At 60.9% G+C, this 24522-nt stretch carries 22 protein-coding genes, 1 tRNA gene and 2 pseudogenes; 7 read left to right on the top strand and 18 right to left on the bottom strand.

Going from position 1 to position 24522, the window contains the following annotated elements:
• Nucleotides 1-136: 136 nt before the first annotated feature.
• Nucleotides 137-229: pseudogene (locus HDE78_RS11400) on the bottom strand (RtcB family protein); the annotation flags it as partial.
• A 599-nt stretch (nt 230-828) separates the two neighbouring features.
• Between HDE78_RS11400 and HDE78_RS11395 the strand changes: the two are divergent.
• Nucleotides 829-1868, top strand: a pseudogene (locus HDE78_RS11395) (IS3 family transposase).
• Nucleotides 1869-2208: 340 nt separating this feature from the next.
• Nucleotides 2209-3846 carry a hypothetical protein gene (locus HDE78_RS11390; RefSeq protein WP_179479432.1) on the top strand — a complete coding sequence of 546 codons (1638 nt, stop codon included), beginning with the start codon at nt 2209-2211 and terminating at the stop codon, nt 3844-3846.
• Between the two features lie 227 nt (nt 3847-4073).
• Here the strand turns inward: HDE78_RS11390 and HDE78_RS11385 are convergent, their stop codons facing one another.
• The 4 genes from HDE78_RS11385 to HDE78_RS11370 are packed head-to-tail and all read right to left on the bottom strand — an operon-like array spanning nt 4074 to nt 7705.
• Nucleotides 4074-4676, bottom strand: a complete 603-nt coding sequence (locus HDE78_RS11385) for a response regulator transcription factor (protein WP_179479430.1) — start codon at nt 4674-4676, stop codon at nt 4074-4076.
• Between the two features lie 46 nt (nt 4677-4722).
• Nucleotides 4723-5934, bottom strand: a complete 1212-nt coding sequence (locus tag HDE78_RS11380) for a sensor histidine kinase (RefSeq protein WP_179479428.1) — start codon at nt 5932-5934, stop codon at nt 4723-4725.
• A 42-nt stretch (nt 5935-5976) separates the two neighbouring features.
• Nucleotides 5977-6759, bottom strand: coding sequence for an ABC transporter permease (locus tag HDE78_RS11375; protein ID WP_179479426.1), 783 nt, complete (start codon nt 6757-6759; stop codon nt 5977-5979).
• A gap of 1 nt (nt 6760) precedes the next feature.
• The gene (locus HDE78_RS11370; RefSeq protein WP_179479425.1) at nt 6761-7705 is read right to left on the bottom strand and encodes an ABC transporter ATP-binding protein; all 945 of its coding nucleotides are present in this window, start codon (nt 7703-7705) and stop codon (nt 6761-6763) included.
• A gap of 316 nt (nt 7706-8021) precedes the next feature.
• Between HDE78_RS11370 and HDE78_RS11365 the strand changes: the two genes are divergently transcribed.
• The 4 genes from HDE78_RS11365 (at nt 8022) to HDE78_RS11350 (ending at nt 11230) form a co-directional block, all read left to right on the top strand.
• Nucleotides 8022-9521 carry an aminotransferase class III-fold pyridoxal phosphate-dependent enzyme gene (locus HDE78_RS11365; RefSeq protein WP_179479423.1) on the top strand — a complete coding sequence of 500 codons (1500 nt, stop codon included), beginning with the start codon at nt 8022-8024 and terminating at the stop codon, nt 9519-9521.
• A gap of 265 nt (nt 9522-9786) precedes the next feature.
• Complete coding sequence (locus HDE78_RS11360; RefSeq protein ID WP_255457759.1) at nt 9787-10059, top strand: PsiF family protein; 273 nt, start codon at nt 9787-9789, stop codon at nt 10057-10059.
• 136 nt (nt 10060-10195) lie between these two features.
• Nucleotides 10196-10843, top strand: a complete 648-nt coding sequence (gene upp / locus HDE78_RS11355) for a uracil phosphoribosyltransferase (protein ID WP_179479758.1) — start codon at nt 10196-10198, stop codon at nt 10841-10843.
• A gap of 204 nt (nt 10844-11047) precedes the next feature.
• The gene (locus HDE78_RS11350) at nt 11048-11230 is read left to right on the top strand and encodes a hypothetical protein (protein ID WP_179479419.1); all 183 of its coding nucleotides are present in this window, start codon (nt 11048-11050) and stop codon (nt 11228-11230) included.
• Nucleotides 11231-11335: 105 nt separating this feature from the next.
• Here HDE78_RS11350 and pip read toward each other — a convergent pair whose 3' ends face one another.
• Together pip and HDE78_RS11340 are read right to left on the bottom strand one after the other, a co-directional pair.
• Nucleotides 11336-12280, bottom strand: a complete 945-nt coding sequence (pip, locus tag HDE78_RS11345; RefSeq protein WP_218862306.1) for a prolyl aminopeptidase — start codon at nt 12278-12280, stop codon at nt 11336-11338.
• A 77-nt stretch (nt 12281-12357) separates the two neighbouring features.
• On the bottom strand, nt 12358-13749 hold the full coding sequence (locus tag HDE78_RS11340) for an FAD-binding oxidoreductase (RefSeq protein ID WP_179479415.1): 1392 nt from the start codon (nt 13747-13749) through the stop codon (nt 12358-12360).
• Nucleotides 13750-13870: 121 nt separating this feature from the next.
• Between HDE78_RS11340 and serA the strand changes: the two genes are divergently transcribed.
• Nucleotides 13871-15103 (top strand): phosphoglycerate dehydrogenase, encoded by a 1233-nt coding sequence (gene serA / locus HDE78_RS11335; protein ID WP_179479413.1) that lies wholly within the window; start codon nt 13871-13873, stop codon nt 15101-15103.
• A gap of 251 nt (nt 15104-15354) precedes the next feature.
• Here serA and HDE78_RS11330 read toward each other — a convergent pair whose 3' ends face one another.
• From HDE78_RS11330 to HDE78_RS11280, 11 genes are all read right to left on the bottom strand, one after another.
• Nucleotides 15355-15768 carry a host attachment family protein gene (locus HDE78_RS11330; protein WP_179479756.1) on the bottom strand — a complete coding sequence of 138 codons (414 nt, stop codon included), beginning with the start codon at nt 15766-15768 and terminating at the stop codon, nt 15355-15357.
• Nucleotides 15769-15985: 217 nt separating this feature from the next.
• A tRNA-Pro gene (locus tag HDE78_RS11325) sits at nt 15986-16062 on the bottom strand.
• A gap of 71 nt (nt 16063-16133) precedes the next feature.
• Nucleotides 16134-16490 (bottom strand): MerR family transcriptional regulator, encoded by a 357-nt coding sequence (locus tag HDE78_RS11320; protein WP_056386704.1) that lies wholly within the window; start codon nt 16488-16490, stop codon nt 16134-16136.
• Entirely contained in the window at nt 16471-16770 is a 300-nt protein-coding gene (ihfA, locus tag HDE78_RS11315) for an integration host factor subunit alpha (RefSeq protein ID WP_179479411.1), read from the bottom strand. Before ihfA ends, HDE78_RS11320 begins: the two co-directional genes overlap by 20 nt.
• 1 nt (nt 16771) lies before the next feature.
• Nucleotides 16772-19150, bottom strand: a complete 2379-nt coding sequence (gene pheT / locus HDE78_RS11310; RefSeq protein WP_179479409.1) for a phenylalanine--tRNA ligase subunit beta — start codon at nt 19148-19150, stop codon at nt 16772-16774.
• A gap of 123 nt (nt 19151-19273) precedes the next feature.
• On the bottom strand, nt 19274-20269 hold the full coding sequence (gene pheS / locus HDE78_RS11305) for a phenylalanine--tRNA ligase subunit alpha (protein ID WP_179479407.1): 996 nt from the start codon (nt 20267-20269) through the stop codon (nt 19274-19276).
• Nucleotides 20270-20469: 200 nt separating this feature from the next.
• Nucleotides 20470-20853: a 50S ribosomal protein L20 gene (rplT, locus tag HDE78_RS11300; RefSeq protein WP_179479405.1), complete on the bottom strand. Its 384-nt coding sequence runs from the start codon at nt 20851-20853 to the stop codon at nt 20470-20472.
• A 16-nt stretch (nt 20854-20869) separates the two neighbouring features.
• Nucleotides 20870-21067 carry a 50S ribosomal protein L35 gene (gene rpmI / locus HDE78_RS11295; protein ID WP_077445148.1) on the bottom strand — a complete coding sequence of 66 codons (198 nt, stop codon included), beginning with the start codon at nt 21065-21067 and terminating at the stop codon, nt 20870-20872.
• Between the two features lie 235 nt (nt 21068-21302).
• Nucleotides 21303-21830: a translation initiation factor IF-3 gene (gene infC, locus HDE78_RS11290; protein WP_343205698.1), complete on the bottom strand. Its 528-nt coding sequence runs from the start codon at nt 21828-21830 to the stop codon at nt 21303-21305.
• Between the two features lie 44 nt (nt 21831-21874).
• Entirely contained in the window at nt 21875-23776 is a 1902-nt protein-coding gene (thrS, locus tag HDE78_RS11285; RefSeq protein ID WP_179479403.1) for a threonine--tRNA ligase, read from the bottom strand.
• Between the two features lie 264 nt (nt 23777-24040).
• The gene (locus HDE78_RS11280) at nt 24041-24490 is read right to left on the bottom strand and encodes a CopD family protein (RefSeq protein ID WP_179479752.1); all 450 of its coding nucleotides are present in this window, start codon (nt 24488-24490) and stop codon (nt 24041-24043) included.
• Nucleotides 24491-24522: the final 32 nt, after the last annotated feature.

Genomic DNA, 24522 nt, shown 5'->3' with positions numbered 1-24522 from the left:
GAAGCCCATTCTAGCCATCCTTGGCTAGTCACTCATCCACTGGCATGAGAGTCCGCGCAGCGGATTTTCATGCCCAAAAAAACGCCGCTCACGAGGAGCGGCGCCGCTTGCTGCAAACCCGGCGAGCACCCGCGCCTCATCCCTTCACGCAGAGCACCTGACGCAAGGTGTGAACCACCTCGACCAGATCGGTCTGTGCCGCCATCACGGCGTCGATCGACTTGTACGCCTAAGCTGCAGACGCGAACGTTCGTTTCCGAAACCTGTATGAGTTCGCACGAAAAACCATTTTCCTTCATGACGAGCTGCACAATTTCTTGCATTGAGGCGAGCGTGTTTGTCAGCGTCAAACTAGTCGTCGTGTAGGGGAATGCCAAAAATTTATCCAGCATCCCCTGACTTTAAGTCTGCGCATGGCCTCGGCATTTTCGCAACTTTTTGCATGGTTAATCGTAATTTATTGCAGATTGACAGGCATCGTTTTTTATCTTTCCAATAGAAGAAAGAGTGCGTCAATCAGCTCGGGGGAGCGTGTATTTTGCAGGGATTGTTTCGACAGGAAGTCGTGGATGCGCGCCGTGGCGATTGGCTGGGCGGCATCGTTATCGCCGCGCCGTTGTCTCGCTGGCTATCGACCACGATTTCATTGGCCATGGCGGCGTCGATTCTGACCCTCCTCATTTTCGGGCAGTGCACCTGTCGACGTCCCTCCAGTTTTGAGTAGCACAGCGGTTTGGAGTCCAATCCCCCCACTGACGGAGATTGGACGTGAAAAAGCGCTTTTCCGATGAACAGATTATTGGCTTCCTACGTGAGGCCGAAGCCGGCATGGCCGTGAAAGATCTATGCCGTCAACACTGCTTCAGCGAAGCCTCGTACTACCTGTGGCGCAGCAAGTTCGGGGGGTATGGCGGTGTCTGAGGCCAAGCGACTGAAGGAGCTGGAAGCGGAAAACGCCCGGCTGAAGAAACTCCTGGCCGAGTCGATGCTTGAGAATGAGATCACCCGCGAGGCACTGCGAAAAAAGTGGTGCCCGCACCGGCACGACGACTGCTGGTGCGGCAGATGACAAACCAGGGACTCAGCGAGCGCCGTGCGTTGACGGTGCTGCGCATGAGTGCCAGTGCCCTGCGTTACGCGCCGCGGGCCGAGCGCAACGTGGCGCTTCGGCAGCATATCTCGGCGCTGGCGCAGCGGCACAAGCGCTATGGCGTCGGCATGATCTACCTCAAGCTTAGGCAAGAAGGGATGCTCGTGAACCACAAGCGTGTGGAGCGGCTGTACCGGGATGCAAAGCTGCAGGTACGTCGGCGCAAGCGCAAGAAGGTACCCGCGGGGGAGCGTCAGCCCTTGTTCCGCCCCATGGCACCCAACGAAGTATGGTCCATGGATTTCGTGTTCGATCGCACGGCGCAGGGCCGCGTCATCAAATGCCTGACGGTCGTGGACGACGCGACGCACGAGGCCGTCGTTATCGAGGTCGAACGCGCGATCTCAGGCCTCGGCGTGACGCGGGTGATGGATCGCCTCGCGCTCAGCCGTGGCTTGCCCAAGGTGATTCGCAGCAAGCGCGAAGCCTGCCCTTGGGGCACAACGGCAAAGAGTTCTGTGGCAAGGCGATGGTCACCTGGGCGCACGAGCGTGACGTGCAGCTACGCCTGATTGAACCGGGTAAGCCGAATCAGAACGCTTACATCGAATCGTTCAACGGCCGCTTGCGCGACGAGTGCCTTAAGGAACACTGGTTTCCGAGCCTGTTATATGCACGCACCGAGATCGAAACCTGGCGCCGGGAATACAACGAGGAGCGACCCAAGAAGGCGCTGGGCGGGCTGACACCCGCCGCCTACGCTGAGCAGTTAAAGTAACCCTGGACTCCAAACCGTCCCGCTACTCAAAGAGGGGGGACGTCGAGTTGACCTCGCTTAAAGAGTGGCTTTCGCAGAGGGTATTTAATGACATTAGAGGTGCGCGGTCGACATTGCCTGCGGAATGCGTCGACTGCCGATGGTCAGGAATTTGTCGCGGTGGCGACATCGAAAACCGCTTTAGTGAAGCAGATGGTTTTGCAGGAAAAAGTGTTTACTGTGGGGCTCTCATGAAGTTCTATGAACACGTCGCATGCACGCTTATCCAAGGAGGTTACCCGCTCGACCAATTGACAAAGGTCATTGAACGAGAACGGCCGATATCTGTTGGAGCCGTCGCATGAAGCACTTTGCTTTATGGTGCGTCGTGACTCTATTTCTACCTATCACGCTACACGCTAAATCGTGCATGACAGATGTCGTTGTCGATACAAAGACCCAGCAGATCCATTGGATATTGCACTTTCCAAAGGGCAGCAATGGCCTAACGCTCCCAACTCTTCAGGAGGGGGACACGACATTTTCTTGGACTGTCGATGGCGAACGTGCCCGCCTAACATCGGGTCAGCTGACATTGAGCGCTCCCAATACGACAACTGTGACGCTGCAATCGAAAATTCCCGCTGCGAGCATCCGTCGTGATCGCGTCTATCCGCCTTTGATTCGTTTTTCAGACGGGACCATTGCCCTCTATGCGCCCTATTTCTTGGGGGGCGATCGCAAGACTTCCACCGACTGCATCGGCTTCACCGCTGCAGGTCCAGATGATTTTATCTATGGCGGCGGGAAAAGCCATGTGCGTTCACTGGGCCTATCGGCAGCGTTCGCCGGTTACTTGGCGTTCGGTAAGCCGCTTACCAATATCCATGATGGTGTTTTATACGTCTATGATCGCAGCTTGCCAAAGTGGGCAAAGGCAAAAATAGATGAGATTTCGCATTCTGCGCTCGATTACTATCGCGAAAAACTCGGCAACGTCACCGTTCCCACGGTTTTTGCTTTTTGGAACTCTGCCGGATCGATGCAACCCTATCATTGGGGTGATCGCCTCCCTGATTCAATAACCCTTGGTCTTTACGGATCAGGATGGGAAGTATCGTCGGCAGATCGTGTAGCGGAAATTGAAAATTTCCTCGACCATGAACTTTTTCATATCTGGAACAGCATTCCTACGCCTAGAGAGAATAAAAACACCCTTTTGGCTGTTGAGGGCGGAGCGGAACTCGCCAAGGCGATTTTGCTCGACAGCCGTATGAAGAATAGTGGTGGACTTCTTTCCAGCGTGACCGATGCTCTCAATGCATGTGAATTGGATCTGCCTGATTCCAGTGCGCTAGACGCGACTCTCAATACAGCCAGTCCTGGTCGCGTACCTTACAGTTGCGGCATGGTTTATATGTTTGCTCTTTCATCCGTTTCGGGACGTGAGACCGCGGACGTAGCCAACGCGTTTTTTCAGATATGGCGAACCGCCATGGTTTCCCACCGCGACATTCCATATGCGCTTGATGATTTGATCAGTCCGAATACGAATTCTCAACTGCTCGACAATCTCCATCAAGCGTTGGGGACCAGTGACAACTTTGTTCCTTCTATGCGCAAAGTGCTCATTGCAGAGGGCTATGCCGTAACGCCTGTGGCGGGTACTCCACAACTTCGCTGGCGGCTCGCCTCAAAGATATTGATGAACCTGATGGGGCAGGATTGTCAGGGTGATGTGAGCTTCTGGACTACGCCGATGGGTTTTCAGCTGGACCAACATCTTCCCCGTTGCAAGTCACTTAAGGCTAATGGTGTCGTCACTACGATTCTAGGTGTCACGCCGTGGGAGAATCCAATCGCCTTGAACGATCGCCTGCGCTCACTATGCAAAAAAGGAGCAACGGTCTCTGTTGGCTACAGTTCGAATCTTCCCCCTTCGCAGGTGTACTGCAAAGGGACAATACCTTCACTTCTCTTGCCTCTGCGCATACAGTGAGAAATAGGATGAAGGGTCTTGGCCCGCTACTGACAGAAGCTGGCTGGGCTGAACCTCTATCGTCGGCACAGCACGGAAACATCTAATTTGGCGTGGCACTAACTCATGGGCAGTCGACGGGTTGATAGGTCGAAAAATTTCTGTGAGCGGCAGCTTCAAGGCCCACGCACAACATAATCAGTGAATCGTTCCATCATTGGCCTGCGTGAGTCGCAGATGGTTGTTGTTTACAGCCAGCCTTTCTGCCGCGCCATGCGATACGCCTCGATGCGATTGGCCACGCCGAGTTTGCCGATGGCTTCGGAGAGGTAGTTGCGCACGGTCCCGTGCGACAGGTTCAACTGGGTGGCGATATCGCTGGCCGACTGACCCTCGCCGGCGAGGCGCAGCACCTGGCGCTCGCGGTCGTTGAGCGGGTCGGCCTCGGACCAGGCTTCCAGCGCCAGCTGGGGATCGATGGCGCGGCCGCCGCGATGCACGCTGCGCAGCGCTTCGGCCAGATTTTCCGCTGGCGCATCTTTCAGCAGATACCCGCCCACGCCGGCATCCAGCGCGCGACGCAGAAAACCCGGACGCGCGAAGGTGGTGACGATGATCACCTTGATTGGCAGCGCGTGCCGCTGGATGCGCTGCGCCAGCTCTAGCCCGGTAAGGCCGGGCATTTCGATGTCGGTCACCAGCACGTCGGGCTTTAGCCGCTGCAGTTCTCGCCAAGCGATTTCGCCGTCGGCGGCAGAACCCAGCACGTCGATATCGGATTCGAGGTTAAGCAGCGCAAACAGCGCCCCGCGCACCATTGCCTGATCTTCGGCCAGCAGCACGCGGATCATGCGACCGCCTCGTTGAGTGATAAAAGCAAAGCAGGCAGCGATGGATTCATGCGGCGGGATTTCCGGATGCGTTGGCGTTCAAGGTTGGCCCCAGCGAAAGATCCGACGGGGCGCGCGACGTTTCGACCAATCGAAGAATCGGCACGGGAGCCACGATGCGAAGCTTGGTGCCGTGGCCGCGGGGCGACTCGATGGTGAGCGTGGCGCCCAACGCGCGAACGCGCTCGCGCATACCGCACAGACCATTGCCATCGCTGCCGATGCCGCCGCGGCCGTTGTCGCTGATCAACATGCGCACACTGGCGTGCTCGCGGACGATCTCGATTTTCGCGGCACTGGCTTCGGCATGGCGCGCGATATTGGTGGCGGCCTCGCGCACGATCAGCGAAAAGCCGCGCTCGATATCCGCCGGCAGATCGGTCGGCAGCTCGCCGTAGTCGAAATGCACGCGCGAGGATTCCAGCAGCAGCCGCGCCGATGCCAGTTCGGCGGCCAGATCCGTGGCGCGAATGCCGCTGACCGCGCTGCGCACCTCGGCCAGCGCGTGGCGCGCCACTTTTTCGGCCTCTTCCATCTCGCGCCGCGCCGCTTCGCTATCGCGATCGAACAGCTTGCGCGAGAGCTCCAGTTTCAAAGTGATCAGCGACAGCGTATGACCCAGCAGATCGTGCAGATCTCGGCCGATGCGCTCGCGCTCAGCCAGGCCGGCGAGGCGGCGAACCTCCTCGTGAGAGAGCTGCAGTTCGGCGTCCTTCGCTTCGTTGGTGCGTTCAACGCTGATAATCATGCCGATGATGAAAGTGGTCAGCGGCATCCACACAATCGCTTGCCACGGATAATGAAGAAACCACGCTTCAAGCAGGATCACCGCATTGAGACCCGCGAGCACCACTAGATAACGCCGCATACTCATGCGGCAGCTGATCATCATCACGCAGCTGTAAACGAAGTAAACCAGACCGCTTGGATACCATGGCAACAACAGCATGCACATGGCGAGCAGCGACACCGCATAGGCGGGGGCTTCCCGACGTGATACCAGATGAGACTTCGCGTACAGCAAAAGAAAGACGGGGTAGCTGAGAAGCGTAAGAGCAGCCCAAAGCCAAGTGAAGTGATCGAAGACCGGCGTGATGAAAATCCACGCCGACCAAAGCAAGTGAACGGAATCCACCCAAGGCGACTTGCCCTTGCGCACGCTGCCCGCCACCAGCGAATCGGGCGCCGGCCTGAACCATTCACGCAGCCACTCGGACATTCCCCGCGCCTCCATTGGTGCGTCGTTATCTGACATGCTACTTCAACCGTAACGTCGCAGCTGACGTACGGCCAGCAGCAGAAAGACAATGGTGTATCCCGCCAGCGCCAGCACGTGCGGCAGCAGCGCACCGTTGTTCAGGCCCACGGCAGCGAGGGTGAGCTGGTTGAGGTGGTAGCTCGGCCAGATCGGCGCGATCGTTTGTAGAGCATGCGGCAGCATCGACAGCGGCAGCCACAGGCCGGAGAGAAAGGCCATCGGCAGGTAGACCAGGTTGAGCAAACCCGGCGCACCCTGCCCCTTGATCAGCGTCCCGACCAACATGCCCAGCGCGCAGAACGGCAGCACGCCGAACGCACCGGTCAGCATCAGCTTGGCTATCTGCGTCACACTGAGACTCACGTGCGCCAGAAACACGCCGATCAAAACCAGCAATACGGTAACGATGGTGGCCGCGATCATCGCCATCGCCATCTTGCCCAGCAGATACGCACCCGGCGGCATCGGCAGTGCCCGCTTCAATGTGAGCAGACCGCCGTCGCGTTCGATCGCCAGCGACACGCCGAAACCGAACAGTCCGGGTCCGATGATGCCGAACGCGCTATAGCTCGCCAGAAGATAGCGTGAGGCTTCACCGTGATTCAGCAGCACGCCGAACATCAGATAGAACACGGTCGAAAACAGCAGCATCGGCAGAATGAATCCCGGCGCACGCAGATAGCGCAGGCATTCGCTGCGTGCCTCCGCCACATAGGCGCCGAACACGCGCTGCCACGGCATTGCGCTCGCAGCTGTGGAATCATTGATCGACAGAACGGTTTCCATATCAGGCAGCCTCGCGCTGGTAGGTAGTGGAGGACGGATCGGCGGACGACTGATCCGCATCGCGGGTGAGTTCGGTAAACGCTTCAGCCAGACCGGCACGCTGCACCTCCAGCTCGCTCAGGTGCGCGTCGGCATCGAGCAATCGGCGCACTACGGTTTCGGCTTCGGCCGTGGTGACGTGCAGACGCTCGTTGTCGCGGCGCACGTCGGTAACGTGCTGCCAGCCGCGCACTAACTCGGTATCGAGCGCGCTGACGCAGCGAATGCGTTTGAGCGACACGCGCGAACGCAGCGCTTCGACCGTACCTTCGTGAATCATGCGGCCATGCGCCATCACGCAGACGCGGTCGGCCAACGCTTCGGCTTCCTCCAGGTAATGCGTAGTAAGCAGCACCGAACAGCCTTCGGCGATCAGTTGGCGGATGGCCGTCCACAGCTTCTGACGTATCTCGATATCCATGCCGACCGTCGGCTCGTCCAGAAACAGCAGCTCGGGACGTCCACACAAGGCCAACGCAAACTGCACGCTGCGCTGCTGGCCGCCGGAGAGCTTGGCGTAAGGCCTCGGCAGCAGCTCGCCGATGCCGGCCAGCGCGGCGGTTTCGGCCAGCGGTCGCGGCGACGGGTAATAGCTGGCAGTCAACCGCAAGAGTTCGCCCACGCGCAGGGTCGGCGGCAGCGCGGCGTTCTGCAGCATCACGCCGATGCGGCGGCGCGCATCGATGTGCTGCGGATCCTGGCCGAACAGTTCGACCTTGCCACTATCGGCACGAATCAGGCCCAGCAGCAGCGCTATCGCCGTGGTCTTGCCGGCACCGTTGGGGCCGAGCAGCGCCAGCAGCTCGCCACGGCGAATCTGCAGATCGGCGCCGTCCAGCGCGGTGAGTCGTGCATAGGTTTTGATGACGCCATCGAGGCGGGCGATCGGGGCAGTGATGTCGGGCATGGGTGTTCCTCCTGTACTGCCGATGCTGGGCTTGTCGACGCGCCATAGGCAGTCGCCAGCGTCAGCGATCGCGGGTGACAGGAGTCATACAGGGGGTACCGGACCACCCCCTGCTCGCGCTATGCTCAAGGCCTGCTTGAGCCCGCCAGCCCTTGTGCGGCGGTGCATCAGAGGGCTTAGAGCCCGCAAAAGGGGCGGGGAATGCGCAACCGTTTCGGTGCAGCACACCCAACCCAGCGTCCGTATCGAGCATTGAAAAACCTGGCGGCCTGCTTTGCGTTCGGAGCGAGGCGCCGACGGGGTGAGGAGAAGCGTCATGCGAATGATTGAACAGCTGCGTGAACTGCGCGAATTCGGCGGCAAGCCGCGTACCGCCGGCCTGGATGACGCCAGCATCGAGCGGATGGCCGCGATCGATCCCAAACTGGTCGAAGCGATTGCCGATGCGGTGGCGCGTCACCGCGAACTGCGTGCCGACATGGCCGATTTTCTGAAGCTGGACGAGGTCGAGCAGTTGGCGCAGGCGCAGGCCGGCTTTATCAATTTCTACCCCGACGACGCGATCAATCCCTACCTGCCCGCGGCGGCCAGCGGCCCGTGGGTGGTGACGCTGAAAGGCGCGGTGCTGCACGACAACGGCGGCTACGGCATGCTCGGCTTCGGCCACAACCACCACGATATTACCGCGGTGATGGCCAAGCCGCAGGTCATGGCGAACGTCATGACGCCGAGCGTGGCGCAGATGCGCCTCAGCAAAGCCCTGCAGCGCGAGCTGGGCCACACCCGCGGCGGCAGCCCGTATACGCACATCATGTGCCTGAACTCGGGCTCCGAAAGCGTCAGCCTTGCCGGCCGTCTGGCCGACGTCAATACCAAGCTGATGACCGACGAAGGCGGCCCGCACGCCGGCCGCAAAATCAAGCGCATTGCCGTGCGCGGCGCGTTCCACGGTCGCACCGAGCTGCCCGCACTTTATTCGGACTCCACCCGCAAGACCTATCTGCAGCACCTGGGCAGCTTCAAGTTTCACAACGACCAGCTGTTGATCGTGGAGCCGTACAACGTCGAGCAGTTGAAGCAGACCTTTGCCGACGCCGAACAGAACGGCTGGCATATCGAAGCAATGTTCCTCGAACCGGTGATGGGCGAAGGCGACCCGGGCCGCGCCGTGACGCCGCAGTTCTACGCCGCCGCCCGCGCGCTCACGAAAGCCCACGGCACCTTGCTGCTGGTCGACTCGATCCAGGCCGGCCTGCGCGCGCACGGCGTGCTGTCGATCATCGACTATCCCGGCTTCCAGGACTTCGAAGCGCCGGATATGGAAACCTATTCCAAGGCGCTCAACGGCGGCCAGTACCCGATGTCGGTACTCGCCGTGACCGAACGCACCGCCGCGCTGTACCGTAAGGGCATCTACGGCAACACGATGACGGCCAACCCCCGCGCGCTCGACGTGGCCTGCGCCGCGCTGGATCTGCTGACCGATGAACTGCGCAACAACATCCGCGACCGTGGTCACGAGTTTCTCGACAAGCTAAACGCGCTCAAGAGCGAGCTGGGCGGCATGATCACCAAGGTACAGGGCACCGGCCTGCTGTTTTCGTGCGAGCTGTCGAGCGACTACAAATGCTACGGCGCCGGCTCCACCGAGGAATACATGCGCGAGCGCGGCGTCGGCGTGATCCACGGCGGCGTCAATTCGCTGCGCTTCACCCCGCACTTCAACGTGACCAGCGCGGAAGTGGATTTGATCGTGGCAAACCTGCGCAAGGCGTTGCTCGAAGGCCCGTGCAAGGCCAGAGCCGAAGCCGCCTGACGTTATCGCGGTGCGGCGATGCTGTTTCAGCGACACATCGCCGCTGCTCTGTGTCATCTGCGACCAGTGCAGTTCAGTGGATACGACAGAAAAAAGAGGACTTCCCTCACTGCCGGTCTGCCGACCAGAAGCATAAACTGGCGCGGCCGGCGCTCGCCGGTCACCTAGGGAGGACTTCACGATGTCGACGACACTTCTTCGTACATTGGCGATAAGCGCGGCGTTTGCTTTCGCTGGAGCCGTTTTTGCGTCCCCGCAATCCAGCATGACCGGTCCTGCAGCCAAGACACCGACGCCGCAGCAGCAGCGCATGAGCGACTGCAACAAGCAGGCGACCGGCAAGAAGGGCGACGACCGCAAAGCCTTCATGAGCAGTTGCCTGAAAGGGCAGACGACCGCCATGGCCGCGCCGACGAAGATGACCCAGCAGCAGAAAATGACCAGCTGCAATGCGGATGCCAAGACCAAGGCGCTCAAGGGAGCCGACCGCAAGACTTTCATGAGTTCGTGTCTGAAGAACGCTCCGGCCACTCCATAAACGGCGTATCGACCCGCAACCCCGCGTGCGGCTCTCGATTATCGAGATGCGCATGCGGGGTTGCTTCGTTAAGCTCAGGCGTTATCGGCACAGGGCAACATTCGGACCCGTGCCTCGCCAACGAAGAGCATCGCGCATGAAGATTGTTGAAGTCCGTCATCCGCTGATCCGACACAAGCTCGGCCTTATGCGCCGCGCCGGGATCAGCACTAAGGAGTTTCGCGAACTGGCCGGTGAAGTCGCCGCCTTGCTCACTTATGAAGCTACCGCCGACCTGGAAACCGTCGAGGAATCCATCGCCGGCTGGGCGGGCGATCCCGTGCCAGTGCAGCGCATCAAGGGCAAGAAGATCACCATCGTGCCGATCCTGCGCGCGGGACTGGGCATGCTGCCCGGCGTACTCGACATGATTCCGTCGGCCAAGGTTAGCGTGGTCGGATTGCAGCGGGACGAACACACCCTGCAACCGGTCACCTATTATGAAAAGCTCAGCGGCCGCATGGATGAACGCATCGCCCTGATCGTCGACCCGATGCTAGCTACCGCCGGCACCCTGATCGCCACCGTCGACATGCTCAAGGCGGCCGGCTGCAAACGGATCAAAGGCATCTTCCTGGTCGCCGCCCCCGAAGGCCTAAGAAACATCGAAGCCGCACACCCCGACATCGAGATCTACACCGCCGCCATCGACGATCACCTCAACGAAAACGGCTATATCTTGCCGGGCCTGGGCGACGCCGGCGACAAGATTTTCGGAACGAAACAACTGCCGTCGAACGATTGAAATTGGCCTGACATCGAATAGACGTCCATCACGCATTACGCGTTTATCGATTTCGAGAGGTGCGCTTCGACTTCGGCACAACGGACCTGCTCTCAGGGTAAACGGTAGGGGCGTCTCTTGCGGTTACGCCGGAAGCGCGCCGCTGTTCACCCCCCAATGTGGCGGTGAATTGGAGACGATAGGCCCGCTAGGGGAATCGGCACGATGCCGATTCCTTTTCGCCAGCACACGGACGTGCTGTCGAAAAGCCCGGCTTCAATTCACGGACTTGCCGAGCGAAGCCCGGCAAGCGCCAAGTGGGGTGGCCTCTCTTTTACTCCGGGCATCCTGCCCTTCGCCCTTCTGGCCAGCTTCGCTGCTCGCGCCGCTCCTGCGGCGCAGTGGTGACTTTTCTCTAGCCATCAGAGAAAAGTTACTCGCCTTCCGCAGGAGGACGAAAGCTCTGTTTTTTATTCGAAACGCCGATGAAGGAAGGCAAAACACAACAAAACCTTAGCGACCAAAGCGATCCGTCGCCTCCAGCAACTCATGCATGATGCCCGGCTCGAACGCCGAATGACCCGCATCCTGCACGATCTTCAGATCCGCTTCGGGCCAGGCGCGATGCAGATCCCATGCGCTGCGCATCGGGCAGACCACGTCGTAGCGACCCTGCACGATAACGGCGGGAATATGGCGAATGCGCTCGACGTTGCGCAGCAGCTGATCGTCATTCTCGAGGAAGCCGCCGTTGACGAAGTAATGGCACTCGATGCGGGCGAACGCCAGCGCAAACTCGTCCTCCCCGCTGGACGCGATGTGCGTGCGGTCCTGCCACAGAAAACTGGTCGCACCTTCCCATACCGACCAGGCGCGCGCGGCAGCCACGCGGGTTGCCGCATCCGGACTGGTGAGGCGGCGGTAATACGCGCTCATCATGTCGGCGCGTTCCACTTCGGGAATCGCGTCGCGATAGGTTTCCCAGGCGTCGGCATACAGCGAATTGCAGCCTTGCTGATAAAACCACTCCAGCTCGGATCGACGCAGCAGAAAAATGCCGCGCAGCACGAGCTCGGTCACCTTGTCCGGGTGCGTTTGTGCATAGGCCAGCGCCAGGGTCGAACCCCATGAGCCGCCGAACACCTGCCAGCGATCGATCGACAGGTGCGTGCGTATGCGCTCGATGTCGGCGACCAGATCCCAGGTGGTGTTGTCGGTGAGCTCCGCGTGCGGCGTGGATTTGCCGCAGCCGCGCTGATCGAACAGCACGATGCGATAGATCGCCGGGTCGAAGAAGCGTCTGCACTTCGGATTGGTGCCGCCGCCCGGACCGCCATGAAGAAACACCACCGGCTTGCCGTTCGGATTGCCGTTCTCTTCGTAGTACAGCGTGTGCACCGGCGAGACTGCCAGCGTGCCACTGTTGAAGGGCTCGATCTCGGGATAAAGCGAACGCAGGGTCGACGGCATGATGGCTCCAGGAGGCGTGCAAACTCAGCGTCCAAGGCTAACACGCAAGCGCTGTCGAGCCGATTTCACCCGTCGGTAAACAGCTTGCCGGGGTTGAGTATGCCGCGCGGATCGAACACCTTGCGCACCCCCTTCATCAGCAGAATCTCAGCCGCGTCGCGCGTGCTTTCCAGATACGCGCGCTTGACCAGGCCGATGCCGTGCTCGGCCGAGATGCTGCCGCCGTGGTTCTTCAGCGTGGCGGCCAGCAGCTTGGTGACGTGCTCGCACTGCGCGATAAACGCGTCCTCGTCCAGATCGTCCGGCCGCAGCACGTTGATATGCAGATTGCCGTCGCCGATGTGACCGAACCAGACCACATCGATATGCGGATACTCGTGCGCCAGCAGGGCCTGCATCTCGTGCAGAAACGCCGGCACGGTGCTGACCTTTACCGACACGTCGTTCTTGTAGGGCCGATGCGGCGCCAAGCTTTCGGTAATGCCTTCGCGCAATCGCCACAACGCCGCGGCCTGCGCGTCGCTCTGCGCCAGCACGCCGTCGCTGACCCAGCCTTTTTCCACCGCCTGCTCGAAGGTCGCCAGCGCGAGCTCCTGCGTCTTTTCGTCGACCGCGTCGAACTCGGTAACCACGTAATACGGGTGCTCGCCTTCGATCGCGCGCTGCGCCCCGTGCGCCAGCACGTGATGCAATGCACGATCGGTAAAAAACTCGAACGCCTGCAGCGACAGCTGCGCGCGGAACAGCGCAAACACCTGCATCAGCGCATCCATGTCAGGCAGCGCCAGCAGCATGACCTGCGACGGCAGCGGCCGATCGGTGAGCTTCAGCGTGGCCTCGACCACGATGCCCAGCGTGCCCTCCGAGCCGATCATCAGCTGGCGAAAATCGTAGCCGCTGGAGTTCTTGATCAGGCCACGGTTGAACTCGATCAGCTCGCCGTTGCCAGCGACCACCTTCAGCGAGGCGATCCATTCGCGCGTGTTGCCGTAGCGGATCACCCGAATGCCGCCGGCGTTGGTGGCGATGTTCCCGCCGATCGAACACGAACCGCGCGCCGCGAAATCGACCGGATACAGCAGGCCGTGTTCGGCCGATGCATCGTGCACCGCCTGCAGCGTAATGCCTGGCTGCACGGTCAGCGTGCGATCGACGGCGTTGAAGTCGAGCACGCGATTCATCCGCTCCAGGCTCAACACCAGTTCGCCGTTGGCCGCCACCGCGCCGCCGGACAGGCCCGTGCGCCCGCCGGATGGCACCAGCGCAACGCTCACATCGTTTGCCCATCGCACGATGGCCTGCACCTCGTCGATGCTCGCCGGCAACGCGATCGCCAAGGGCGCGGGCGTCCAGCGGCGGGTCCAGTCGCGACCGTAGTGCTCCAGATCACCCGGCTCGGTGAGCAAGCGCAATTCGGGCAATCGTTGACGCAGTTCGGCGAGAGGATGGGTCGACATGCGGGGCTCCGGGTGACCAGGGAAGCCTGCCAGCCGCCCGCCACCGCGTCCAGTGTTGCATCGCCACACGGAGTGCCGCGCTCTGGCATAGTAAAGACCTTCATTTCTACAGAAGGTCGTCATGGAAACCTCGTACCCCCGCCAAGACATCAAGGTGCTGCTGCTCGAAGGCGTCAGCGCCAGCGGTGTCGAGGTTTTCCACCGAGCCGGCTACAGCCAGGTCGAGCTGCACAGCAAATCGCTGCCCGATGCCGAGCTCAAGCAGCGCATCGCCGATGCGCATATCGTGGGTATCCGTTCGCGCACCCAGCTCACCGACGACGTGCTGGCGCACGCCAAGCGACTGATCGCGGTGGGCTGCTTCTGCATCGGCACCAACCAGGTGGATCTGGGCGCGGCGCGCAAGCTCGGTATTCCGGTGTTCAATGCGCCCTACTCCAACACGCGCAGCGTGGCCGAACTGGTGATCGCCGAGGCGATCATGCTGCTGCGTGGCATCCCGCAGAAGAACGCGCTGTGCCATCGAGGCGGCTGGACCAAGTCGGCCGCCGGCAGCTTCGAAACGCGCGACAAGGTGCTGGGCATCGTCGGCTACGGCCACATCGGCACCCAGGTCGGCGTGCTGGCCGAAGGGCTGGGCATGCGGGTGATCTTCTACGACATCGAAGCGAAGCTCTCGCTGGGCAACGCGCGCGCCGTACACAGCCTGGACGAGCTGCTGGAACGCGCCGACGTAGTGACCCTGCACGTGCCGGAAACGCCGGCCACGCAGATGATGATCGGCGCCGAGCAGCTGGCGAAAATGCACGAGGGCGCGATGCTGATCAACGCCTCGCGCGGCACCGTGGTGGATATCGACGCCCTGGCCGAAGCACTGCGTGCCGGTCATCTGGCCGGTGCGGCGGTCGACGTATTCCCAGTCGAGCCCAAGGGCAACGACGACGCCTTCGTCTCGCCGTTGGTCGGCATGGACAACGTCATCCTCACTCCGCATATCGGCGGCAGCACGCTGGAAGCGCAGGACAATATCGGCATCGAAGTGGCCAGCAAGCTGATCCGCTACAGCGACAACGGCTCGACGCTGTCGGCGGTGAATTTCCCCGAAGTCACTCTGCCTGAGCACCCCAACAGCTACCGCCTGCTGCATATCCACCGCAACGTGCCGGGCATGCTCGCGCGCATCAACGAGCTGTTCTCCAACGGCAACATGAATGTGGACGCCCAGTTCCTGCAGACCGACAGCGAAGTCGGCTACGTCGTGATCGACGTGACTGCCGACGAGGCCCAGGCCACCGCCCTGAAAAGCCAGCTGGCGGCGATACCGGGGACTTTGCGCAGTCGGGTTCTTTATTGACGCGGTAGATATTCGCTATCCGGCAGTCGTCAACGACGCATTGGAAACTCTAAAGCATCAGCCATTGGCGTCAGCCTGGCTCGATCGCTTGAATATCCATCACCTCTTCATCGACTGTCCTGTTTGCTCGCAAGTGCAATAAAAAAGCGCCCTTATGCGCTTTTTTATTGCTTGCCACATTGGCTGGGTCTATATCGATAGAGTGCATCGCCATCGTTTTGACCCGAAATCATCGACTGATCGCATCTCGATCAATCGTGGGCCTGCAGGATTTTCTCGATGTCTTCGAGGGTGGAATTGGTCAGTGTCTTGGCCAGCTCGCCCGTGATGCGCTTAGTTGTTTCCATGTGCAACTGCGGCCGGATTTCGCCCAGCGTCTTGGGATCGGCGATCAGGAAAAGGTGCTCGAATTCCTGCTTCAACGCCGCGGCGTTCAGGCGATGCACAAGCTGCTTGGCAAAGGTTGCCTCGTCGTTCTGCTCGGGACTCTCCTCCGGCGGACGATGTCCCGATGGACCCTGCCCTTGTTCATCGACCACTTCAAACTTCACGATGTCTTCCTGCTTCAGCCGCAGCGCATCGCCTTTACCGATATTGTGAAATAAGCGGGCGTGAGTGCCATCGGCGACCACGACCCAGGTACCCGTAGGAATCTTGTGCATCAGTTACTCCTTTAAGCGGAGGCACACTACAAACGTTGCGCCTCGTTCTATGCAACGTAGCCTTGACGGCGTGATGGCGCCGATAAAGAAGCGTGTGGACGACCTTACGTCCTACGGCACGCCCGGAGGCCTTCCAAATGACGGACGTTGACCGGCTCCCTGCGCCTTTTCGGACCAACAAAAAAGCGCCCGGAAGGGCGCTTTTCTTATTTCACTGAATTGGTCGGGGCGGCGGGATTCGAACCCACGACCCTCTGCCCCCCAGGCAGATGCGCTACCAGGCTGCGCTACGCCCCGACTGCATTCAAGTCGGCCATTCTAACAGCACACAGGTACATCCCGGAAGCAAAAACGCAGCGCGCGCTGGCTCAGCGACGCAGCAGCGTCAGCACTTCTTCCAATTCCATGCGCACCTGACGCACGATCTGATGCGAGATGCTGGCCTCCATACGCGCCTGCGGGCCTTCCAGACGCGCGCGCGCGCCGGTGATGGTGAAACCCTCGTCGTACAACAGCGACCGGATTTGCCGGATCATCAGCACATCGTGACGCTGATAGTAACGACGGTTGCCGCGGCGCTTGACCGGATTGAGCGCAGGAAATTCCTGCTCCCAGTAGCGCAGCACATGAGGCTTCACACCGCACAATTCGCCGACCTCACCGATGGTGAAGTAGCGCTTGGCCGGTATGGCAGGTAGTTCGGTGTTATTCCCTTGATCCAGCATACCCTTCCACTCTTACCTTGAGTTTTTGCCCTGGACGGAACGTCACCACGCGCCGGGCAGAGATGGGAATCTCCTCACCGGTTTTAGGATTACGTCCAGGCCGCTGGTTTTTCAACCGCAGATCGAAATTGCCGAAACCGGACAGTTTGACCTGCTCCCCGTTTTCCAATGCCCCACGCACTTCTTCGAAGTACGCATCCACGAATTCTTTCGCCTCACGCTTGTTGAGGCCCACTTCGAGGAATAGCCGCTCGGCCATTTCCGCCTTGGTCAGCGCCATGTCATCCTCGTAACTTTGCCTTGCATGTTTGCTCCAACGCAGCAATTGCTTCCCGTACGCAACGGTCCGCGTCGTCGTCAGTAAGGGTGCGTGAAGCGTCCTGTAAAATCAAGCCCATAGCGAGGCTTTTTCGGCCCGCTTCGACGCCTTTACCGCTGTAACGGTCGAACAGCAGCAGCTGCTTCAGCCGTGTAACGAGGGTTGCACGCACAGTTTGCTCGATTTGCGACCAGCTGATCTCCTCCGGCAGGTCCATGGCGATATCCCGACGCACCGTAGGAAATCGCGATACCGGCTGGGCACTCGGCAGGCGTCGGGCGAGCACCGGCTCCAAGGCCAGTTCCAGCACGTGAACGTCGGCGCCCAGATCGAGCACCTTGGCCAACTGGGGGTGCAATGCTCCGAGATAACCCACTGTCTGCCCGTCGCGCGCGACCCGCGCAGCGCGGCCCGGATGCAGCCAGGGCGGCAAGCTATCTGCATGCACCGACCAGCGCGACGGCTCGCCGCCCCAGGCGATCAGCGCATCGAGATCGCCCTTGATGTCATGGAAGTCGAGCATGCGCGATGGCTCACCCCACTGCTCTTCGCGCGCGCTGCCGCACGCGACGATGGCCACGCTCGGCGTTTCGACCGGTGGATTGCCCGCCGCAAACACGCTGGCCACTTCGAACAGACGAACGCGATCCTGCTGGCGTGCACGATTGTGCCGCAGCGCTTCGATCAAGCCCGGCAACAGCGAGGGCCGCATGATCGCCAGATCCGCCGAGAGCGGATTGGCCAGCGGCACGAGGCGCTCGGTGAAACCCCAGCGCGTCAGCAGGTCCGCCGCGACAAAGGAAAGGTTCACCGCCTCGTAGTAGCCGCGCGCGGCCAACTGCTCGCGCAGGGCCAGTTCGTTGATGCGCGCCTCCGGCTCGATCGCCAGCACCAGCGCACCGGCTGGCGTATGCGTGGGGATATTGTCGTAGCCGAAGATGCGCGCGACCTCTTCGATCAGATCTTCCTCGCGCTCGATATCGAAACGGCTGCTGGGCGCGGTGATGCGCCAACCTTCCCCGCTCGATTCCACCTGCATGCCCAGCGCGGTGAAGATGCGCGCGACCTCGGCGTCGGCCACTTCGACGCCGAGCACACGCTGGAGACGTGCGCGGCGCAGCGTGACCGGCACCGGTGCCGGTAGATCGGCGAGATTCTCGGCCACCAGGACTGGACCGGCCTTGCCGCCAGCGATCGACAGCAGCAGCTCGGTGGCGCGCTCCAGCGCACGCCGCGGCAGCTCGGGATCGACGCCGCGCTCGAAGCGATGCGACGCATCGGTATGCAAACCCAGCTTGCGCGCGCGGCCCATGATGGCGGCGGGGACAAAGTGCGCCGACTCGAGAAAGACGTTGTGCGTGGCATCGGTAACCCGCGAATCGAAGCCGCCCATCACGCCGGCCACCGCGAGCGCGTTTTTCTCGTCGGCGATCAGCACAAACGTGTCATCGAGCTTGGCTTCACTGCCGTCGAGCAGCTTCAGCGTTTCGCCCGCGTGCGCGTGACGTACCACGATATCGCCGTGCAGCTTGTCGTTGTCGAAGGCGTGCATCGGCTGACCCAGTTCCAGCATCACGTACGCGGTGATGTCGACCACTGCGCTGATGGAGCGCAGACCGGAACGGCGCAAGCGCTCGGCCAACCAGAGCGGACTGCGCGCCGTCGGGTCGATGCCTTCGACGATACGGCCCAGGTAGCGCGGCGCGTCCTTGCCGGCGTCGAGACGAATGCCCCGATGCGTGTCGGTCGTTACCGCGGCGGGCACCTGCTCGGCGACTTTCACTCGGCTGCCAAACAAGGCGGCCACATCGTGCGCCAGGCCAACCAGGCCGAGGCAGTCGGGACGATTCGGGGTGAGCTTCAGTTCGAAGCTGGCGTCAGGCAGGCCGAGATAAGCCGCCAGTGGCTGGCCCACCGGCGCGTCAAGCGGAAGCTCGAGCAAGCCGGAGGCATCGGTATCAATTGCCAGTTCCTTGGCCGAACAAAGCATGCCGAACGATTCCACGCCACGCAGCTTGGCCGCCTTGATCGCGATACCGTTGGGAAGATTGGCCCCGACCTTGGCCAGCGGCACCTTGATGCCGACGCGTGCGTTGGGCGCGCCGCAGACAATCTGCAGCGGTTCGGCCAAGCCCGCGTCGACCTTGCATACCTGCAGCCGATCCGCTTCGGGATGCTTTTCGGCCGAAATAATTTCCGCCACCACCACGCCATCGAGATGTTCGCCAAGCGTGGTCAGCTCCTCCACCTCGAGCCCGGCCATGGTCAGCGCGTGCGCCAACTCGGCGCGATCGGCCTTTATCTCGACGAGTTCACGCAGCCAGTTTTCGGAGAATTTCATAGATGCTCACTGTGTTCGAAAAGCGGGACGAGGGACGAGTAGCGAGGGCGGCACTTCCAGCCTTTTGGCAACAGCATGAACCACGCTCTCGCTACTCGCCCCTCTGCGCTCGTCCCTTGCGTCTTAAGCAAACTGCTTGAGAAAGCGCAGATCGTTCTCGAAGAACGCGCGCAGATCGGAAACGCCGTAGCGCAGCATGGCGAAGCGCTCCACGCCCAGACCGAAAGCGAAGCCGGTATAGCGCTCCGGATCGATGCCGCAGTTTTTCAGCACGTTCGGATGCACCATGCCGCAGCCCAGCACTTCGAGCCAGCGCGTGCTGCCGTCTTGGGCGTCCCAACGGATGTCGACTTCGGCCGACGGCTCGGTAAACGGGAAGTAGCTCGGACGAAAACGCATCTCGAAGTCGCGCTCGAAAAACGCGCGAATGAATTCGGCCAGGGTACCTTTCAGATCGGCGAAGCTGGAGGTTTCGTCGATCAGCAGACCTTCGATCTGATGAAACATCGGCGAGTGGGTCTGATCCGAGTCGCTGCGATAGACCTTGCCCGGCGCAATGATGCGGATCGGTGGCTGTTTATCCTTCATGGACCGGATCTGCACCGGCGAGGTATGCGTGCGCAGCAGCCGGCCGTCACCGAAGTAAAAGGTGTCGTGCATGGCGCGCGCGGGATGATGCGGCGGAAAATTCAGCGCCTCGAAATTGTGCCAGTCGTCCTCGATCTCCGGACCGTCGGCGCGCTGGTAGCCCAACCGCGAAAAGATCGACGCGATGCGCTCCAGCGCGCGCGTGATCGGATGAATGCCACCGCGCTCGCCGTCGCGACCCGGCAGGCTGATGTCAAGCTTCTCCGACGCCAGGCGGCGATCGAGCTCGGCCTGTTCCAGCGCCTGCTTACGTGCGGCCAATGCCTCAGCGAGACGATCCTTGACTGTGTTCACTTCGGCGCCACGCGCCTTGCGTGCGTCGGGCGCCAGAGCGCCCAGTGCTTTCAATGCGGCAGTGACAATGCCGCTCTTGCCGAGCAGGCTAACGCGCAACGCATCAAGCGACTCCAGCGTGTCGGACTTGTCGATTTCTGCCAGCGCCTGCGTGGCGCGGCTTTCCAGGTCGTCCATCAATGCGACTCCGGTGTTGCCTAGTAAATAGATCCACTGAGCGGATCCGCGAATTCCCCAACCAGGTTCCTTAAAAACGCATCTTCAACAAACGCCGCGTTCCGTAAAAACCGTATTCCAGAAACGAAAGGGGGAAGAGGTTTTCGCCTCTTCCCCGCTTGCTTTCAATCACATCGCACTGGCGCCGAAGCGCCCGACGATCAAGCGGCCTTAGTGGCCTTCGCTTTCTCGGCGATGCTGGCCTTGGCCTTCTCAGCGATCACTTCGAATGCCTTGATGTCATGCACCGCGATATCGGCCAGCACCTTGCGGTCGACTTCGATACCGGCAAGCAGCAGGCCATTGATCAAGCGGCTATAGGAAAGACCGAACATGCGTGCTGCCGCATTGATACGGACAATCCACAGCGCGCGGAACTGACGCTTGCGCTGCTTGCGGCCGATATAGGCGTACTGACCGGCCTTGATGACGGCCTGATTGGCAACGCGGAAGACCTTGCGGCGGGCGTTGTAATAGCCCTTGGCACGACCGATAACTTTTTTGTGACGACGACGGGCGGTAACGCCACGCTTTACACGAGCCATGGTTTATCTCCTCGTCTTACAAGTACGGCAACATGCGCGCTACACCTTTGGTGTCACACGCCTTGAGATGATTCGGTGCACGCAGACCGCGCTTACGCTTGGTCGACTTCTTGGTCAGGATGTGTGACTTGAAGGCGTGGCCGCACTTGATCTTGCCCGACGCGGTCTTGCGAAAACGCTTCGCCGCCGCCCGGTTGGTCTTGATCTTGGGCATAACTATTTCCTTGTGTGAGAACGCCTGTTGGAGTGGGCGTCCTAAGTTTCTGACTGATCTGGCGGTGCCTCGGAGTCCTTAAGAATCCGGCCACACTTTCCGTCCTGCCACGATCGGTGCACGACCCATCCGGCGGGTCGAACCTCAAATTGTACGGGCAAACGCGGCGACATGCCAGTCGCCGCTTGCCAAATCATCCGATGATGAAAACGGCGGCCGGCGGCCGCCGAAAGCCTCAGGATTTTTTCTTCGGACCGATCATCATGACCATCTGACGGCCTTCCAGACGCGGAAAGGACTCGATCTGGCCATTCTCGCCGACGTCTTCCTGGATCTTCTTGGCCAGATTCTGGCCCAGATCCTGATGCGACATCTCGCGGCCGCGGAAGCGGATGGTGACCTTGACCTTGTCGCCTTCCTCGAGGAAGCGAAGCATGTTGCGCAGCTTGATCTGGTAGTCGCCCACGTCCGTGACCGGACGGAACTTCACTTCCTTGATCTCGACCTGCTTCTGCTTCTTCTTGGCGGCCTGTGCTTTCTTCTGCGCTTCGAACTTGAACTTGCCGTAGTCCATGATGCGGCAGACCGGCGGATCGCCGTTCGGCTGGATCTCGACCAGATCCATGCCAGCTTCCTGCGCCAGCGCCAGCGCCTCGTCGCGGGTCAGAATGCCGAGCTGTTCGGCTTCGGCACCAATAACACGTACCCGTGGCACACGGATTTCCAGGTTGCGACGATTGCCTTTGTTGTCGGTGGTTGCGATACCACGATCCTCCAGAAGAATGAATTGAACTGACCGCCAGGCGCTCAGCGCTTGGTTTCGGTCACCAGCCGTTCGGCGAAATCGGTCAGCGACATGCTGCTCAGATCCTCACCCGAACGGGTACGCACGGCTAGGGTACCCGTTTCTTTCTCGCGGTCACCGACCACGAGCAAATAAGGCACTTTCTGCATCGTATGTTCGCGGATTTTATAGCCGACCTTCTCATTGCGCAAATCGGATTGCACCCGGAAGCCTTTATCGACAAGGGTTTGCGTCACTTCGCGGACATAATCGGCCTGCGCATCGGTGATATTGAGCACTACGGCCTGTACCGGAGCCAGCCAGGACGGCAGCTGACCGGCATAGTGCTCGATCAAGATGCCGATAAATCGCTCCATCGAACCGACGATGGCCCGGTGCAGCATCACCGGATGCTTTTTCTGCGAATGCTCGTCGACATACTCGGCGCCAAGGCGCTCGGGCATCATGAAATCGACCTGCATGGTACCGACCTGCCAGGCGCGGCCGATCGAATCCTTCATGTGGTATTCGATCTTCGGACCGTAAAAAGCGCCCTCGCCCGGCAGCTCTTCCCACTGCACGCCGGCCACCGACAGCGCCGCGCGAAGCGCCGCTTCGGCACGATCCCACACTTCGTCGGTACCGATGCGCTTGTCCGGGCGCAGCGCAATCTTCAGACCGATGTCCTGAAAGCCGAAGTCGCCGTAGACCTGCATGGCCTGCCGATGGAACGCCGTGACCTCGGACTCGATCTGCTCGGGCGTGCAGAAAATATGGCCGTCGTCCTGGGTGAACGCGCGCACGCGCATGATGCCGTGCAGTGCGCCCGAGGGTTCGTTGCGATGGCAGCCGCCGAACTCACCGTAACGGATCGGCAGCTCGCGGTAGCTGTGCAGGCCGGTGTTGAACACCTGCACGTGACCGGGGCAGTTCATCGGCTTCAGCGCATAGGTGTGCTTTTCCGACTCGGTGAAAAACATGTTCTCGGCGTAGTTGTCCCAGTGGCCGGACTTTTTCCATAGCGACACGTCCAGCACCTGCGGACAGCGCACTTCCTGGTAACCGCTGCGCTTGTAGACGTTGCGCATGTGCTGCTCGACCTGCTGCCAGATCGCCCAGCCGTTGGGATGCCAGAACACCATGCCCGGGCTCTCTTCCTGCTGATGAAACAGGTCGAGCTGCTTGCCGATCTTGCGATGGTCGCGCTTTTCCGCTTCTTCCAGCTGGAACAGATAGGCCTTCAGGTCCTTGTCGTTGAGCCATGCGGTGCCGTAGATGCGGGTCAGCATCGCGTTGTTGGAGTCGCCGCGCCAATAGGCGCCAGCTACCTTCATCAGCTTGAACGCGCGCAGCTTGCCGGTATTGGGCACATGCGGGCCACGGCAAAGATCGGTGAACTCGCCCTGGGTATAGAGCGACAGCGGCTGATCGGCCGGTATGCCTTCGATGATTTCGGCCTTGTATTCCTCGCCAAGGCCGCGGAAAAACGCCACGGCCTCGTCGCGCGTTTTCACATCGCGCGTCACCGGCAGCTGTTCGGCCACGATCTTGGCCATTTCGGCCTCGATCTTCGGCAGATCGTCCGGAGTGAACGGCCGCTCGTAGGCGAAGTCGTAGAAAAAGCCGTTGTCGATCACCGGACCGATCGTGACCTGCGCGCCGGGATAAAGCCGCTGCACGGCCTGCCCCATCAGATGCGCGGTGGAGTGGCGCAGGATATCCAGCGCCTCCGGGCTCTTGTCGGTGATGATCTGCAGGCTAGCGTCGTGCTCGATCGGGAAACTGGCGTCGACCAGTTGACCGTCGACTTTGCCGGCCAACGTCGCCTTGGCCAGACCGGCGCCGATCGAGGCGGCCACGTCCTGCACGGTAACGGGATGATCGAACGGCTTCTTGCTGCCGTCGGGTAGCGTAATTTCAATCATGGAGAAACCCTGGACGTTCGCGCCGGTGGCGCACGTTGATGAAGTGTTGGGCTGCAGGTCTTTGGCCACGCCTGCGGGTATCGGACATAAAAGCTAAGGGCGCTGCGCCCCTGCTTTCGAAACAAGGCGAGCAGAATCAGCAGTGGTAGCGGGTAGTTGCCATGTCGCACGCTCGGCCGGCGCGATGCGCGGGCCACCTTGTCGGTCAGTTGTCTAAGCCTCAGTTTAGCGCAGTTCGTCGCCGAACCGACTGCGCCGCCGCCCTCAAAACGGCTTGGCGATGGCCAGGTAAAGCACGCCGAGCAGCAATAGCACCGGCAGCTCGTTGGTCCAGCGCAGGGCCTTTGGAGACGGCAGCGAACCGCCAGCCGCGGCACGCTTGAGCATGCGCCCGCAGAAAATGAAATAGATCAGCAGCAGAATCACCAAGGTGACCTTGGCATCGATCCAGTGCATCGGACCGACCACGTTCGGCAACGCCGCCGGAAACACCCTCCAGCCCTGCCACAGTGCCAGGCCGAGCACGAACGCCAACCCGAACATAATGTGGCCGAAGCGATACAGCCGACGTCCCATCAGCTGCAGGCGCGCCTGCACCGGCGGCTGACCCGCCGTCTCGGCCATGTTCACCAGAATCCGCGGCAGGTAGAAAACCGCCGCCATCCACGCGACCACAAAGAGCACGTGCAGCGTCTCGACAAGCGGGTAAGTCATGGCGAAGTCGACCCTGATCGCTGCGAAGCGCA

The organism is Rhodanobacter sp. K2T2 (assembly GCF_013408815.1).
In the GTDB taxonomy this organism is placed as follows: domain Bacteria; phylum Pseudomonadota; class Gammaproteobacteria; order Xanthomonadales; family Rhodanobacteraceae; genus Rhodanobacter.
This window is presented reverse-complemented; position numbering and strand designations above follow the sequence as displayed.

What these genes read in the sequence shown, in the direction of transcription:
- HDE78_RS11390 (WP_179479432.1), top strand. Translation starts at nt 2,209, where the DNA reads ATGAAGCACTTTGCTTTATGGTGCGTCGTGACTCTATTTCTACCTATC.
- HDE78_RS11385 (WP_179479430.1), bottom strand. Translation starts at nt 4,676, where the DNA reads ATGATCCGCGTGCTGCTGGCCGAAGATCAGGCAATGGTGCGCGGGGCG.
- HDE78_RS11380 (WP_179479428.1), bottom strand. Translation starts at nt 5,934, where the DNA reads ATGTCCGAGTGGCTGCGTGAATGGTTCAGGCCGGCGCCCGATTCGCTG.
- HDE78_RS11375 (WP_179479426.1), bottom strand. Translation starts at nt 6,759, where the DNA reads ATGGAAACCGTTCTGTCGATCAATGATTCCACAGCTGCGAGCGCAATG.
- HDE78_RS11370 (WP_179479425.1), bottom strand. Translation starts at nt 7,705, where the DNA reads ATGCCCGACATCACTGCCCCGATCGCCCGCCTCGATGGCGTCATCAAA.
- HDE78_RS11365 (WP_179479423.1), top strand. Translation starts at nt 8,022, where the DNA reads ATGCGAATGATTGAACAGCTGCGTGAACTGCGCGAATTCGGCGGCAAG.
- HDE78_RS11360 (WP_255457759.1), top strand. Translation starts at nt 9,787, where the DNA reads ATGACCGGTCCTGCAGCCAAGACACCGACGCCGCAGCAGCAGCGCATG.
- upp (WP_179479758.1), top strand. Translation starts at nt 10,196, where the DNA reads ATGAAGATTGTTGAAGTCCGTCATCCGCTGATCCGACACAAGCTCGGC.
- HDE78_RS11350 (WP_179479419.1), top strand. Translation starts at nt 11,048, where the DNA reads ATGCCGATTCCTTTTCGCCAGCACACGGACGTGCTGTCGAAAAGCCCG.
- HDE78_RS11340 (WP_179479415.1), bottom strand. Translation starts at nt 13,749, where the DNA reads ATGTCGACCCATCCTCTCGCCGAACTGCGTCAACGATTGCCCGAATTG.
- serA (WP_179479413.1), top strand. Translation starts at nt 13,871, where the DNA reads ATGGAAACCTCGTACCCCCGCCAAGACATCAAGGTGCTGCTGCTCGAA.
- HDE78_RS11320 (WP_056386704.1), bottom strand. Translation starts at nt 16,490, where the DNA reads ATGCTGGATCAAGGGAATAACACCGAACTACCTGCCATACCGGCCAAG.
- ihfA (WP_179479411.1), bottom strand. Translation starts at nt 16,770, where the DNA reads ATGGCGCTGACCAAGGCGGAAATGGCCGAGCGGCTATTCCTCGAAGTG.
- pheT (WP_179479409.1), bottom strand. Translation starts at nt 19,150, where the DNA reads ATGAAATTCTCCGAAAACTGGCTGCGTGAACTCGTCGAGATAAAGGCC.
- pheS (WP_179479407.1), bottom strand. Translation starts at nt 20,269, where the DNA reads ATGGACGACCTGGAAAGCCGCGCCACGCAGGCGCTGGCAGAAATCGAC.
- rplT (WP_179479405.1), bottom strand. Translation starts at nt 20,853, where the DNA reads ATGGCTCGTGTAAAGCGTGGCGTTACCGCCCGTCGTCGTCACAAAAAA.
- rpmI (WP_077445148.1), bottom strand. Translation starts at nt 21,067, where the DNA reads ATGCCCAAGATCAAGACCAACCGGGCGGCGGCGAAGCGTTTTCGCAAG.
- thrS (WP_179479403.1), bottom strand. Translation starts at nt 23,776, where the DNA reads ATGATTGAAATTACGCTACCCGACGGCAGCAAGAAGCCGTTCGATCAT.
- HDE78_RS11280 (WP_179479752.1), bottom strand. Translation starts at nt 24,490, where the DNA reads ATGACTTACCCGCTTGTCGAGACGCTGCACGTGCTCTTTGTGGTCGCG.